At 54.1% G+C, this 13,738-nt stretch carries 13 protein-coding genes; 3 read left to right on the top strand and 10 right to left on the bottom strand.

The window, feature by feature from the left end; all coding sequences use genetic code 11:
* Positions 1-36 precede the first annotated feature (36 nt).
* The 10 genes from SPTER_RS17230 to mreB form a co-directional block, all read right to left on the bottom strand.
* Positions 37-1,863, bottom strand: a complete 1,827-nt coding sequence (locus SPTER_RS17230; protein ID WP_144351510.1) for a SpoIVB peptidase S55 domain-containing protein — start codon at positions 1,861-1,863, stop codon at positions 37-39.
* A 240-nt stretch (positions 1,864-2,103) separates the two neighbouring features.
* Positions 2,104-2,418, bottom strand: coding sequence for a biotin/lipoyl-containing protein (locus SPTER_RS17235; RefSeq protein ID WP_144351511.1), 315 nt, complete (start codon positions 2,416-2,418; stop codon positions 2,104-2,106).
* A gap of 64 nt (positions 2,419-2,482) precedes the next feature.
* Positions 2,483-3,910 carry a phosphodiester glycosidase family protein gene (locus SPTER_RS17240; RefSeq protein ID WP_144351512.1) on the bottom strand — a complete coding sequence of 476 codons (1,428 nt, stop codon included), beginning with the start codon at positions 3,908-3,910 and terminating at the stop codon, positions 2,483-2,485.
* Between the two features lie 58 nt (positions 3,911-3,968).
* The gene (locus SPTER_RS17245; RefSeq protein ID WP_144351513.1) at positions 3,969-4,370 is read right to left on the bottom strand and encodes a rod-binding protein; all 402 of its coding nucleotides are present in this window, start codon (positions 4,368-4,370) and stop codon (positions 3,969-3,971) included.
* A gap of 153 nt (positions 4,371-4,523) precedes the next feature.
* Positions 4,524-5,645 (bottom strand): flagellar basal body P-ring protein FlgI, encoded by a 1,122-nt coding sequence (locus SPTER_RS17250; protein ID WP_144351514.1) that lies wholly within the window; start codon positions 5,643-5,645, stop codon positions 4,524-4,526.
* 25 nt (positions 5,646-5,670) lie between these two features.
* Complete coding sequence (locus tag SPTER_RS17255) at positions 5,671-6,255, bottom strand: flagellar basal body L-ring protein FlgH (RefSeq protein ID WP_144351515.1); 585 nt, start codon at positions 6,253-6,255, stop codon at positions 5,671-5,673.
* 20 nt (positions 6,256-6,275) lie between these two features.
* Positions 6,276-7,250 (bottom strand): flagellar basal body P-ring formation chaperone FlgA, encoded by a 975-nt coding sequence (gene flgA, locus SPTER_RS17260; protein WP_144351516.1) that lies wholly within the window; start codon positions 7,248-7,250, stop codon positions 6,276-6,278.
* A 9-nt stretch (positions 7,251-7,259) separates the two neighbouring features.
* Positions 7,260-8,042, bottom strand: coding sequence for a flagellar basal-body rod protein FlgG (gene flgG / locus SPTER_RS17265; RefSeq protein ID WP_144351517.1), 783 nt, complete (start codon positions 8,040-8,042; stop codon positions 7,260-7,262).
* Positions 8,043-8,153: 111 nt separating this feature from the next.
* Complete coding sequence (gene flgF, locus SPTER_RS17270) at positions 8,154-8,891, bottom strand: flagellar basal-body rod protein FlgF (RefSeq protein WP_144351518.1); 738 nt, start codon at positions 8,889-8,891, stop codon at positions 8,154-8,156.
* 120 nt (positions 8,892-9,011) lie between these two features.
* Positions 9,012-10,040, bottom strand: coding sequence for a rod shape-determining protein (gene mreB, locus SPTER_RS17275; protein WP_144351519.1), 1,029 nt, complete (start codon positions 10,038-10,040; stop codon positions 9,012-9,014).
* A gap of 483 nt (positions 10,041-10,523) precedes the next feature.
* Here mreB and SPTER_RS17280 point away from each other — a divergent pair, with 483 nt between their 5' ends.
* Genes SPTER_RS17280 through pdxA form a run of 3 tightly spaced genes read left to right on the top strand, consistent with a single transcriptional unit; the run spans position 10,524 to position 13,728 of the window.
* On the top strand, positions 10,524-11,381 hold the full coding sequence (locus SPTER_RS17280) for a MurR/RpiR family transcriptional regulator (RefSeq protein WP_144351520.1): 858 nt from the start codon (positions 10,524-10,526) through the stop codon (positions 11,379-11,381).
* A gap of 33 nt (positions 11,382-11,414) precedes the next feature.
* The gene (locus tag SPTER_RS17285) at positions 11,415-12,692 is read left to right on the top strand and encodes a four-carbon acid sugar kinase family protein (RefSeq protein ID WP_144351521.1); all 1,278 of its coding nucleotides are present in this window, start codon (positions 11,415-11,417) and stop codon (positions 12,690-12,692) included.
* Positions 12,693-12,705: 13 nt separating this feature from the next.
* Positions 12,706-13,728 (top strand): 4-hydroxythreonine-4-phosphate dehydrogenase PdxA, encoded by a 1,023-nt coding sequence (gene pdxA, locus SPTER_RS17290; protein ID WP_144351522.1) that lies wholly within the window; start codon positions 12,706-12,708, stop codon positions 13,726-13,728.
* Positions 13,729-13,738 lie beyond the last annotated feature (10 nt).

The raw sequence follows: 13,738 nt of genomic DNA on the forward strand, positions 1-13,738 counted from the left end.
AGCCGCATCTAATGCGGCTTTTCTCCAGCAGGCAATTTACTTGATGATATTTAACATGACCTGAGTGTCACCATCAATAATATAATCGGTTGTTACATACACTTTTTGTTTCAACTCGTCGCCTTTGCTATTTTTGCCGGCCGCCCTGCCAGCTGGCCCGTTTTTAGACGGCTGCATGGCGGTTGTTTCCGGTAATGCCGGGCTGGGAGCAGTCTCGAAGGTACCGGGCACCGGTTTTACATTTCTGCCGGCTGAGCCGGCAGCAGCATCAGGCATACTCATTTCAATGGTCTCAACAACGATATCGTTATTACGGTCACGGCTAACAAGGTCCTGAACGGCTTCCTCCAGGGACCGGGGTCTTGCTTTAAGCATAAACAGTTTACTTAGATCCTGTTCCATGCTGGGCCGTTGGCCAACAAGCTGGGCAATCGAAACCATACCGCCGCCCCGCACGGTCAGCATCAGGGTCCCCGGCTGCTGCTCTTTGGGTACGGTGTACGTGATATATTGGGTCAGCGGTTCACCGCGAAACGGTTTAATGATTACAGCGATATCAACCTTGTCACCAGGTTTGGCAGCCGCTGTATTGGCTTTAGCCTCAAGAATAGTCGCCGTCCGCCGCTCGCTGTCAATGGCGACATTGACCTTAACATCCATAATACTAACAGGGGTAAACTGGTTGCTGCTCAGCAGCGCCAGGGCCTCATGCACCTCGGCGATGGCCAGTTCCCCAACATTGCCCTGCGTATAAAACATATTTTCCCGCGCCAATACCTCACCGGGTATACCGGCAGCACTGATTTCAAAGCTGATTCTGGCTGTACCGGAGCCAACACGGTCCGTGGTTTTCTCAATCGCGTTAAAGACACTGACCGCCGACAGGGTCGGCGCCAGCTCTTCATCCTGCACAACCTGGGCCCATAATTCGTTCGTGCGGCCCAGATTTTTATCGGTAACAGTAATCCGGAGCGGTACTATATTGGGGAATTTGCTGATAGTACCGGCAATACCGGCCCCTCTGTCCTGGTTAATCACCCCGATTGTTTCGGTTGAGGTGCCGACTTTGAAAGAGTTTTCCAGACCGCTGATGGTAGTGTAGACCTCGGCATCGGTCAGGAAATAGTTGACTTTGCCTTTTTTAAGGAAAGGATGACCAAAAGCCAACAATTTATCGCCCTCAACATAGGTTACGGTGCCTAACGCGCCCAGACTGATATCCCCGCGCACCAGCTGCAAACCGATCGTACTGCCTGGCTCAACGGTTTTATTGTAGACAATGCCGTTATTGTCGTCGGCCATGCTGCCACTTACTGCATAGGGAGTCAGATTATAGGGCTTCAGCTTGTCTGCCAGCATCTTCAGAGCCTGGTCACCAAAACCGGAGGCCATTAAGGGTGTACTGACCGCATTATCGTCCAGTGGGGCTGCCGGCGTCTGCAATTCTGCCTGGCCGCCGTTCAGCTCCCATAATTTGAGCATGTCGGCAATTGGGGTTACCATCCCGATCTTATGGTCTGTCAGGCCCCAGCCATAAGCTACGGCGCCAACCAGCTTGCCGTTAATATATACCGGACTGCCGCTCATGCCCTGGGCAATGCCGCCTGTCCGTTCGATGACATCGCCATAGGTGCGGACCAGGATCAAGTCACCTGATGGTCCTTTTTGCTTCATAACCCCCAGAACTTCTACACCAAACTCTTCAATCTGACTGCCTGAGACAACGGTTTTGGCTGTTCCATGCATACCTCTGACAACCTGTTCAACAGGCATAAATTCAGGCGCAGCTTGAACATAACCAATCGGCAGCATAATCAGTATTGCCGCCAGCGCTGTCAGGCAACGCCTTAAAATATTAAACATAGGTTCATCCTTCCATGAAGAAGATTAGGGCGCATTGTTAGCCTTGCCAATTGCCTCCCTATCAGAGTAGCTTGTCAGCTCTAAAACGGTAGAATAATGGCGAGGCTATTTTTCGCAAACCAAGGCGGAGGAGGGAGGCATACCAGACGTATGCTGACTGACGACAACGATGGGTTGCGGAAAATAGACCGGCAGTATTCACTGGGTTAGGGCTGATAAGCTACTGGGTACCTACCTGCCCTACCGCTTAAGCGGTTCAATCCTGACTAAAACATCACCGCTCTTGACTTGGTCGCCCGGCTTAACCAGCACTTCGCGGACAGTGCCGTCGGTGTTGGCACGGACTGCGACCGCCGGACCGGTAAGGGTATTAACATAAACCAGGATATCGCCTTCCCGGGCCAGGGCGCCGGGGGCCACCAAACCATTGGCCAGAACACTGCCTGCTAATACACCGCGCTGGTCAACCGTCTGGCCTGCTGCCAATACCCAGGCTACGGCGCCGACAACAACCAGCAACACGGTAACGAGCATGATACTCTTTTTATGAACCATACAGAAACACCTGCCTTTGTCTTTTGCTGTAGAGGTTTCTCTACTTTATTATAGCGCATTTTTATCAATTAGCAACACGGCTTGAAATAATTGCCAAAGCGTCCCCCACCCGCCGTTCCCGCCGGTCTGAGGGCCTGTTGATAATCTTACCGTTTAATACCATCTCACTGGACCCGCCGCCATCGAGATTCATAGCTTCCTGTGCTCCCAGCTCCTGCATAAAAAGCGCCAGTTCCAGGAGTGTCATCCCGGTACTGAGCTCCTGCCGGCCATCCACAACCACCACCAGAATTTTCCCGTCGGCCTTAAGGCCAAGTGCCGTCCGGGGAGCGCGGCCACCGGCCACATCGGAGCCAAATTCTTCAATTTTAGTTGTTAAAAATACGCTGTTATTTTTAACAAGCATCGGCCCGGCGCCCAATGCGTGCCGGGTTTTATCCCACTCCGGCCCCAGTGTCTGCTGAAGCCTGACGCCGTCGCCAATGCTAAGACCGGCAAGGAGGCCGGCGGCGGCACCGTGGGCGGAAAGGACAAAGCCCGCCGGCGGTATCGGCGAATTGCCGGTATTGACTGCCGTTACTTTACCGTTTACAACCACATATTCTCTGCCGAAATTATTACTGCCGGTCGCCGGGGCATAAAGGCCATTGTAGAGCACAAGCTCGTTTTCCCCCCGCGGTCTGTTAACACCATGAATCGTCACGGTCCTGTCGTCCGGTAATTCAACCTGGCCTTCATACTCGACCTGATCAATAAGCATCCGGCCGTCAGGCATAATACCAAGGGCTGTACGGGGTAAGGCGGGTGTACTGGCGATTTCGCCGTCTATCTTCAGTAAGCCGATAATCGTCCCGTCAGGCCCAAAATAAGAGCCATTAACCGCAGCTATCGCCCCGGCCCGTTCGGCCATCGGCAAGAGTGGTTCCAGCCCCTTGATGACACCATTGGACAGCACCGGCTGGACCGCAAAACCGGCCTGGGGATCGACCTCAAGGATATGGGCCCATAAGGGACCGCTGGCTTGATTTCTCAGCCAGGAGGTATAGGTCAGGCCCGGTGCCAGTTCCTCCACCTGCTTCTGCTCATAGTCTTTAATAATATCAACAACCAGCCGGTTGGGGTCTTTCAGGGTAAACACCTTGTACAGATAGGGAGTTTTCAGATCAACAACCGCTCTGAGCTTGCCTGGCTCAGGCGCGGCCAGACGTACCCTGGCTACGGTCGGGTCATTGACCCTATATTGGGCGATCCCCTTATTGGCAACCCCGGGCATATCTATGACCAGCCGGAGCGGGTTCTCCAGCGTCATTATTTTGTATTCGGGCAAGTCGGAGACATCAAACACAATTCTAACTTTTTCCGCATCCTGGCTTAGCCTGATTTTGCTCACTACAGGTTCAGAGGCTGCCCAGGCAGCACCCTGAAGCAGCAGTACCACCAGGAAAATACAGGCTGTCAGCAGTGGCCTTTTTAGGCCCGGACGATTGAACATGAAACCACACTCCTTATAATAAAATAAGCAAACCGGTAATTATGCAAAAGAGGCCAGGCTATCGAGCCTGGCCTTTAACAGGGCTTTTACTTAGCTGACGGTACAGCATGGCGGCCAAGCCCATTCCCCCGGCTTGCGCCATATTTTTTGTTAACTCCGTGTCCAACAGCGATTGCATTATTTCTTCGCCTGAGGTATCGCCCATAAGCTTAGTCTTGGGTACACTGGCCCGCATTCGCGCCAGCATCATATTCAGAAAAACCGCTTCCAGCTCCTGGCAGGCGGCCTTGAGCTTAGCATCTTCACTGCCTTTTGCCGGCGCAGCTCCCGCCAGCCCGGAGGTCTGAACCGCTTGCTCCAGCCGGGCGGCAAAAGCCGCTCCCTGGCCGGACACCGCCGCCCCGCCGCCGGCAGGAATGGTATTGGGCTGTATGAGATTGGCAGGATTTATTTTCAACATTCACTCACCCCTTATCAGTATAGGCCCGCAGCTGGCTAGAAAGGTCCGGCTGCGAGGCGCGACGAGGACGTGACCGCAGTCGTACTGGGAAGTACTCGGAGGGAACGCCCGCAGGAGCAACGAAGCAGATGGGCGTTTATAACCTGCTGCGGCTTACATGACCTGCAGTTCGGCATGCAGAGCCCCGGCCGCTTTTATGGCCTGCAGGATAGAGATAATGTCGCGGGGTGTTGCCCCTACGGCATTCAGGGCGGCAACTACGTCGCCCACACTGGCTGAAGCCGGCAGGACAATAAGACCGGCCGGTTGCTCCTCGGCCTCAAGGGTTGTATCGGTGGTTACTACGGTGTTGCCGTCCGAGAAGGACGGGGGTTGGGAAACTTCTGTTGACTTGCCGATCTTAACGGTAAGACCGCCCTGAGCGACAGCCACCTGGTCAATGGTCACATTGCTGCCAATCACAACCGTACCTGTCCGTTCATTAATAACAACTTTGGCGGCAGTATCAGGTGTAACGGCCAGTTCTTCCAGGGCCGCAACAAAGCCGACAATATCCTCATTATAATAATACGGAATATTAATGACTACCGTGCCGGGGTCTTTGGCGACAGTAATCGGCCCGAAGCGCTGATCAATGGCCGCACTAATCCGGTTGGCAGTTGTAAAATCAGGCTGATTAAGCGACAGCGTAATCTGGCCGTTCTCTTTATCCGCGAAGGGCATTGGTACTGCCCGTTCCACTAAGGCCCCGGCCGGGACATTGCCAACGGTCGGAAAGTTTTTCTGCTGGCTGGAGCCACCGGCCCCAAAAATAAAGCCGCCGGTAGACACCGGTCCCTGACCGACAGCATATACCTGGCCATTAGCGCCCCGCAGCGGGGTTTGCAGGAGCGTTCCCCCCTGCAGGCTTTTAGCGTCGCTCATAGAGGATACGGTGATATCAATAGCATCACCGGGTTTGGCAAACGGCGGCAGCGTGGCTGTGATCATAACAGCGGCCACGTTTTTGGGCTTAATCGCCGATGAACTGATGACAACACCAAAAGATTTCAGCATATTGGCAATAGATTGCAGGGTAAATACACTTTTATTAGAATCGCCGGTACCGTTCAGGCCCACCACCAGTCCATAACCACTCAGTTGGTTGTTGCGCATGCCCTGCACCCTGGACACGTCCTTAATCCGGGTACTGACCTGGGTTGGGGCAGCCAGGGCCGGAACCGTTATGCTTACAGCCAGAACAGCGGTCAGGCAGATTGCTGTTAATTTGCGCATATGTCCTCCCTCAATATCATTATCCTTAAAATATAAAGTTGAATATTTGGGTCAGAATTCCCTGTTTTTGTTTGCTTGCCAGCGGGCCCTTGCCTTCAATTTTAAGCTGGGCGTCGGCAACATTACTGGACAGCACCGTATTGTCGGCAGTAACATCTTCCGGTCTCACGAGGCCGGTAACGGTAATCTTCTGCTCATCACTCAGCTGCTTTATCGATTGCGTGCCGGAGACAACCAGCAGCCCGTTAGGCTTAATCTCGGTTACCTTAACGGTAATCCGTCCGGTTACCCTGTTGCTGTTGGCCACCGACCCCTGGGCCTTAAAGCTGTCGGATGAGCCGCCGCTGACCGGTTCAATAAAGGTCAGCAGCCCGACCCCGGCATCCAGACTGGTGCTGGCCGATTTCGAGTTGGACGCATTGCCGATACGGCTGGCACTGGAAGACTCGCTGATAACAATGGTAATAATATCACCCACGGCATGAGCCCGGAAGTCACTAAACAGGCTGGCTGTCGGCCCCGAATCCAGCCAGAGGGAATTGGCCTGTACAGGAGGGACAGGCTGAGTCATAACAAGGAGTAATAACAGAAAACCAATAAGCTTACCCATCCTAATCACACCCTCTTTCGCTATATCTGGGCCAGGACCGTTGTTTCATCCATGATCCTGGCAGTAATTACTTTCCGGGAAGTTGTGTTTTGCACCCGGATGGACTGGCCTTCACTGCCGCTTTGCAGCGCAACCCCCGGCGCACTTACTTCAATGCCGCCGGTTTGGGCAACAATGCGGACGGTTTGGCCCCGCTTAATCAGCAGCGGTTTAACCAGTACACTCTCGCTGATTGCGGTCCCCGGCGACAGTTGACGCTTCACAGCCAAACCCAGGACTTGATCAGGATCGGTAAAATATCCCGGCGGCATGCGCCCGGTGTCGCGGCGCTCAAAAATAATATTGTCGGCAGTAATGAGGTCGCGTGGTGCTATTGCCCGGCTGGCAACAGCCACTTGCTCATACCTTTTTATATCAATTCTTACTCTGGCCGCGGTATAAGGCTGGCCTGCCAGATTCAGGCCGATATGTACGGTGGTTGGCGCATTATATTTTAACCCATAGGGCAGTTCAATAGTAAAACCCACAGCCCCCGGCGGCACCACGAGATCCTGAGGCTGACCCACCGGCAGCAGTTCAACATCGCTGCCGGTAAGGTGTTCCCGCAAATATTGGGCAGCCAGACCGGTAAGCCGTTCACCGGTAATGACCTGAGACAGGGCAGTTACGCGGAATTGCGGCGGCACCTGCCAGGTAAGGCCTGTCAGATCGTGGCTGCCGGTATTTAACCGGATCGCTAACAGTTCTGCGGAAAATAGTATGCTCTGGCCCGGCGCCGGCGTCCGCCCGAGCCGGATTTGCTCCAGGCTGGCAATCCGGCCGGCGTCATCCCCGCTAATGCGGGCAATATCACCGAGGGTAAAAAACTGGCCCGTAACCTGCGACTCAGGGGCAACAGCGATGGTCAGCCCCTGCGCCCTGGCGTTGCCGCCGGTAAATAATATACCGGCAACACATAGGATCACCATGGTAAGCCGGTATAGTTTATTCTTCATTGGCTATTGCTACCGTTTGAGGCTGGCGGCCTGCCCCAGCATATCGTCAGCCGTTTGAATGGCTTTGGAATTCACTTCATAAGCCCGCTGGGCAACAATCATATTGACCATTTCCTCAACGACCTGGACATTGGACATTTCCAGATATTGCTGCGCCAGCGTACCGGCCCCGTCAGCGCCGGGGTTGCCTACTACCGGCACCCCAGAGGCCTCGGTTTCCTTAGCCAGGTTGCGGCCCATATTTTCCAGACCGGCCGGATTAACAAACCGGGCAATGGTAATCTGCCCGATTTCCTCAGTGCCGGCCGGTGTTGTTGCACTTACAAGGCCGTCGGCAGAAACAGTCAGACTTGTTGCATCATCCGGCACAGTGATTTGCGGCTCCAGCGGATACCCCTCGGCTGTTACCATCCGTCCCTGGGAATCCTTTTTGAAGGAACCGTCACGGGTATAAGCCAGGGTCCCGTCAGGCATCGTGATCTGAAAAAAACCTTCCCCCTCAATCGCCAGGTCATAGTCATTACCGGTACTTTGGAAATTACCCTGTCCGTATAACTTCTGGGTAGCCACCTGGCGTACACCGTGGCCGACCTGAATACCTGTCGGCAGCTGGGTATCGGGGCCGGTAGCCGCACCGGCCTGGCGAATCGTCTGATACATAAGGTCCTGGAACTCGGCCCGGCCTTTCTTGAAACCGGTAGTATTTACGTTAGCCAGGTTATTGGAAATGGTATCAAGGTTGGCTTGCTGGGCAACCATTCCCGTGCCGGCAGTCCATAGTGCTCGAAGCATAGTAATGACCTCCATTGTGATTTTATTGCCTAACCGGCCGCATCAGTCGGTCAGCGGCCAAGGGGCTCCCGCTAAGTCCAGCCCCAAGCAGTTATTGTGATTTGCCAAGTATTAGACTTTACCCACTTCATTGACAGCCTTATCCAGCAGCTGATCATGAGCCTGTACCGTTTTTGCGTTTACTTCATAAGCCCGGTAGCCGGCAATCAGGTTCACCATTTCCGCCACTATATTGACATTGGATTGTTCCAGAAAGCCTTGCATGATCTTGCCTGTCGCCGGTTGTCCATTTTCATCGGTACGGTAGAGGCTGTTGCCTTCTTTTACCAGCTGGCGGTCATCGGCAAACTCCACCAGTCGGAGCTGACCGGCCTCAGCGCCGTCAACGGTAACCCGGCCTGTTTCCTCAACTGAGATTTTCCCGTTAGGAATGGCAATGGCGCCATTTTGTCCCAGTACCGGAAACCCTTCGCTGGTTACCAGCTCCCCCTGTCCGCTGCGGGTAAAGGCCCCATTCCTGGTAAAACGGACCCCGGCCGGCGTTTCCACAGCAAAAAAGCCCTTGCCATCAACGGCAAAGTCAAGCGAATTACCAGTTGAGCTGATACTGCCGGCGGTTTGGATTGTCGCGATTTCATCAATGACCGTCCCTGCCCCCAGGGTGCCAATGGGCGGCACTGCCGGTCCGTCATTGATACGCTGGATTAACAGACTGGCAAAATCCTTGGATATTGCTATATCTTTTTTATAGCCGGTGGTATTGCCATTAGCCAGGTTATTGGCGATGGTATCTGTTCTGGTCGTTTCCGCCACCATCCCGGAAGCCGCAGTATAAATACCTCGAATCAACGGGCTTCACTCCTTAAAAGAATCTATCGTAATAATTATATCGTAGTAATTGCTGGTTTTCTTAAGACAAGATTGCCCATACACTGGTACCGCCTGGCAATCTTTTTCCGGGTGGCCCCGTTAGCCGGCCAGAGTGCCTTTTTTGAGTGTTGTCAGGGTGTCCTGCAGATTTTCCAGCGAATCAAGGGCTTTACCGGTGCCTAAGGCCACGCAGGACAAAGGATCTTCGGCCAGATATGTAGGTATTCCTGTTTCCTGGTTAATTAACTTATCCAAACCGTGAATCAGCGAGCCGCCGCCGGTCATGACAATCCCCCGGTCAACAATGTCGGCCGCCAGTTCAGGCGGTGTTTTTTCCAGAACGGATTTAACGCATTCGACAATCAGAGCCACTGGCTCGGCTAAGGCTTCCCGCGTTTCCGCCGAGCTCATGCGAATGGTTTTCGGCAGCCCTGATACGAGGTCCCGGCCCCGGATCTCCAGGCTTTCATTACGTCCGTCCGGGTAGGCGGTGGCAATGGCTACTTTAATCGCTTCCGCCGTGCGTTCGCCAATCAGGATATTGTATTCTTTTTTGACATGGCGAATCAGCGCTTCATCAAATTTATCGCCGCCGATCCGCAGCGATTCGCTGACCACAATACCGCCCAGGCTAAGTACGGCAACATCGGTTGTGCCGCCACCGATATCCACAACCATCGCCCCGCATGGTTCAGCAATCTCCAGACCGGCCCCCAGGGCCGCCGCCAGCGGCTCTTCAATCAGATAGGTCTTGCGGGCCCCGGCCTGCATCGCCGCTTCCAGCACCGCCCGCTTTTCCACTGTGGTTACGCCGGAGGGGATACACACCATGATCCGGGGTTTAAAAAAGAAATTCTTGCCGGCAACTTTTTGAATAAAATGCCTGAGCATGCTTTCGGTAGTGTCATAATCGGCAATGACCCCTTCGCGCAACGGCCTGATGGCAATAATGTTGCCGGGAGTCCGGCCCAGCATCCGCCGGGCCTCTTCGCCGATGGCCAAAATCCGGTTACTGTCGCGGTCAATGGCCACCACCGACGGCTCCCTCAATACGATGCCCTTACCCTTTATGTATACTAAAACGTTGGCAGTTCCCAGGTCGACGCCAATATCCATGGTTCCAAACATGTGAAATCCTTAGCCCCTTTCAAGTCATCTGACTATCCCCCAGCATGTCCAATTTCTTCATAGGAAAAAAAGAGGTATATAGGAAGATAAATACAAGTGTTTTAGGTATTCTACAAATAAAATTAAATTCCTTTATTTTTCGCTATACCGAAAATAGTTCCTCCTATTTTTGTTGCTGATCTTATTCTGTACCCCCGATTATCCCGACCTCAGCCACACCGGCAACCTGTGCTCCCTGCATTGTCCTCCTGATCGCGACGCCGCTGCTTGCGGTTTGTTGAACCGGGCGGCAATGCAGTATAGCAATGAGTTTTGCCATGCCCAGGAAAAAACCGGCAGGCCTGTCCCTTGCTGCCGCAAATAATAATTTATTGCAAAAAAGAGGAAAACCGACCGAAACAGCAAATACTATAAACGGAGATTATTTTCTTCTTGTGTAAATTTAATGACGAAAATCTCCAAACACGGAGGTGATTCTGGTACATGAATCTTTTTTCCCGGATTCGGCTTCACAGCAACCGGCTCACTGCCTCACAGAAGAGGATTGTGCAGTTTTTACAGGCTTCTGCCGGTGAAGCCCTGCGGCTGCCTATTAACAAGCTGGCAGAGCGGTGTCAGGTGGGAGATGCCACGATTATCCGGTTTTACCGCTTATTGGGTTATGATAATTATTCTATGTTTCGCATTGCCCTGTCCCGGGAAACGGGAGAACAGGAGATGCGGCCTATTTATGAAGATGTGGACAGCCAGGATGGACTGGCTGCTATCATTCATAAGGTAATTCATTCTTCGATACAGGGGATTGCCGAGCTTGAACAGCAGCTTTCCCAGACGGCGCTGGCGAGAATTGCCCACAGGCTGCGCCAGGCGGCTTTTATTCACGTGATTGGCCTGGGTGCGTCAGGAGTCGTCGCCCAGGATGTTATGCATAAGCTGATGCGCCTGGGCTTAAAGGTTAATGCCTATACCGACTCTCATTTGATGACAATTGCGGCCACGGTTGCCCAGCCGCAGGAAGTTTTCTTTGCCGTCTGCCACTCAGGGGAAACCACCGATATTATCAGGACGCTGGAATTGGCCCGGGAACAGGGCTGTTATACCTGTGCGCTTACCGGTTATATGAATTCCGGTATTACCAGGCTTGCCGGCGACTACCTGCTCAGCAGCACGCGCGAAACAAAAATGCGCTCAGACGCTATGATTTCCCGGATTGTTCAGTTAGTTGTTATCGATATTCTGTATGTCCGGCTGGCGCTGCAGATTGGCGACGAGGCGACAGACCGGGTAAACCAGTCGCGGATTGCCTTAAAGCAGCTAAGAGGCGGCGCAGGCAGCAAATAGTTAATTCAGAACTGACTTTAGGAGGTATGGGCTTTGAAAAATCAGCGTAAAGCCATGGCGGTTATCGCCGACGATTTAACCGGGGCCAATGATACCGGGCTGCAATTTTCCCGTTACGGCCTGTGTACGGAGGTTTTGCTGGAAGGAGCCGAGCCGGGTCCGGCTTCGGCGGCAGATATTGTTATCTGGGATACAAACAGCCGGGCCATTGACGGCCAGGCAGCTTACGACAAGGTGCAGGCGGCAGTGCGGCAGGCGCAGCAGGCAGGTTTTACACGCTATTACAAAAAGCTGGACTCAACGCTGCGGGGCAATGTGGGTATTGAGATTAAGGCGATTCTCGATATGGGGCTTCATGATTTTGCTTTTGTCCTGCCTGCATTTGTGCAAACAGGCCGGACAACTGTTGGCGGTAATCATTTGGTACAGGGCGTACCGGTAGAAGCAACCGAGATTGCCAGAGACCCCAAATGTCCGGTTACCGAAAGCTGCCTGCCGGCGTTGCTGCAACGCCAGTCAGGCTTGCAGGTGGCTCATATTGGCATTGCCGAGCTTACCGGCGGTCCGGCTGTCATTGATGCGTTTGTTCGCCGCGCCCTTGCGGCCGGGTGCCGTATCATTTCCTGCGATGGCTGGGCAGATGAGCATTTTGACCTGGCCGCCCGGACGGTGGCCGGAATCTCCAGTCAGGTGTTATGGGCCGGTTCCGCCGGGCTGGCGGATTGCCTGCCGGCGATTTTCAACTGGAATGACAAGGTCCGGGAGCAAACGCCGGCTCTGGTCATTGCCGGCAGTGTCAGTTCAGTCACCAGGGAGCAGATTGCCGAGCTGTTGGCCGGCGGCTGTGAGCTGGTGGAAATTGAAGTGGCCAAATACCTGCCCTGGCAGGAGCAGAGCGCGCTGCCGTTGCTGGCCGCCATTAGTAAAAAACTGGCCCAGGGTACCTGCCTGGTTATCGCCACAGGGTATCAGCCGGCGGCCGTTGAACAAACGAAGGCCGCCGGCGCCAAACTGGGCTTCAGCGCGGTAGAGGTCAGCGAAATTACAGCAACAATGCTGGGCTGGATTGGCGCCCAGCTTGTTAACAGCCAAAAGCTTGCCGGCATTGTCCTTACCGGCGGCGACACGGCGGTGGCGGTCTGCCGGGCGCTGGGCGTAACCGGCATCAGGATACTGGAGGAGGTAACGACCGCTATTCCGCTGGGCACAATGACAACAAGGGAAGGCAAAACCCTGCAGGTTATTACCAAGGCCGGAGCCTTCGGCAAGCCTGGCGACTTATTGCAGGCTGTGCGCAAATTACAACAATAGAGGAAGTGATGTAATGACGATAAAGGATCAACGTCCGGTATTGGCCATCACCATGGGGGATGCGGCAGGCTGTGGTCCGGAGATCATTGTGAAGGCATTAGCCGACGACAGGGTCTATCAAATCAGCCGGCCGCTGGTATTTGGTGATCAGCAGCGGCTGCAGCAGGCCGCCGGTATCGTAAACAGCAAGCTGACGATCAGGAAAGCCGGCGGCATTGCAGCCGGAGTGTACCGCCCCGGCGTTGTTGATGTTCTGGATTTTGCCAACATCCCGGCCGGCCTGCCGTTCGGACAGGTGGACGCCCGGGCGGGAGATGCTGCGTTTCGCTATGTTGAGGCGGCGGTCCAGGCCGCGCTCCGCCATGAGGTGACGGCAATTGTTACGGCCCCCCTGAATAAAGAGGCGCTTCATAAAGGCGGGCATCATTTCCCCGGGCATACTGAAATTCTGGCGCAATTAAGCAACACTGCTGATTATGCCATGATGCTGGCCGGTGATGCGTTGCGGGTTATTCATGTTACAACCCATGTTTCCATGCGGCAGGCGGCCGAGCTGATTACCAAAGAGCGGGTGCTGCGCATCATTAAACTGGCTGACCGGACACTCCGGCTGCTGGGTCTGGAGCAGCCGCGCATCGCTGTCGCCGGCTTTAACGCCCATGCCGGTGAAAACGGTCTGTTTGGCCGGGAAGACATTGACGAAATTGCCCCGGCCGTTGAGGCTGCTTGCCGGGAGGGTATTGCCGCCACCGGTCCGGTGCCGCCGGATACCGTGTTTTTCCGGGCGGTAAGCCGCAAGGAATTTGATATTGTTGTGGTCATGTACCATGATCAGGGGCATATTCCGATTAAACTCTTAGGGTTTGATAATGGCATTAACGTGACTGTCGGCTTACCGTTTCTGCGCACCTCGGTGGATCATGGGACTGCTTTTGACATTGCCGGCAGCGGCGTTGCCGACAGCAGCAGCATGTATGCAGCCATCGAATTTGCCGCCCGGCTGGCGAATGGAGTCCGTAACTCAGATAAAAGATAAGGAGCATAGT

The sequence above is a fragment of the Sporomusa termitida genome, assembly GCF_007641255.1.
Taxonomy (GTDB): Bacteria; Bacillota; Negativicutes; order Sporomusales; family Sporomusaceae; genus Sporomusa; species Sporomusa termitida.

Coding starts and splice junctions, on each gene's coding strand:
- SPTER_RS17230 (WP_144351510.1), bottom strand. CDS start 1,863: ATGTTTAATATTTTAAGGCGTTGCCTGACAGCGCTGGCGGCAATACTG.
- SPTER_RS17235 (WP_144351511.1), bottom strand. CDS start 2,418: ATGGTTCATAAAAAGAGTATCATGCTCGTTACCGTGTTGCTGGTTGTT.
- SPTER_RS17240 (WP_144351512.1), bottom strand. CDS start 3,910: ATGTTCAATCGTCCGGGCCTAAAAAGGCCACTGCTGACAGCCTGTATT.
- SPTER_RS17245 (WP_144351513.1), bottom strand. CDS start 4,370: ATGTTGAAAATAAATCCTGCCAATCTCATACAGCCCAATACCATTCCT.
- SPTER_RS17250 (WP_144351514.1), bottom strand. CDS start 5,645: ATGCGCAAATTAACAGCAATCTGCCTGACCGCTGTTCTGGCTGTAAGC.
- SPTER_RS17255 (WP_144351515.1), bottom strand. CDS start 6,255: ATGGGTAAGCTTATTGGTTTTCTGTTATTACTCCTTGTTATGACTCAG.
- flgA (WP_144351516.1), bottom strand. CDS start 7,250: ATGAAGAATAAACTATACCGGCTTACCATGGTGATCCTATGTGTTGCC.
- flgG (WP_144351517.1), bottom strand. CDS start 8,042: ATGCTTCGAGCACTATGGACTGCCGGCACGGGAATGGTTGCCCAGCAA.
- mreB (WP_144351519.1), bottom strand. CDS start 10,040: ATGTTTGGAACCATGGATATTGGCGTCGACCTGGGAACTGCCAACGTT.
- SPTER_RS17280 (WP_144351520.1), top strand. CDS start 10,524: ATGAATCTTTTTTCCCGGATTCGGCTTCACAGCAACCGGCTCACTGCC.
- pdxA (WP_144351522.1), top strand. CDS start 12,706: ATGACGATAAAGGATCAACGTCCGGTATTGGCCATCACCATGGGGGAT.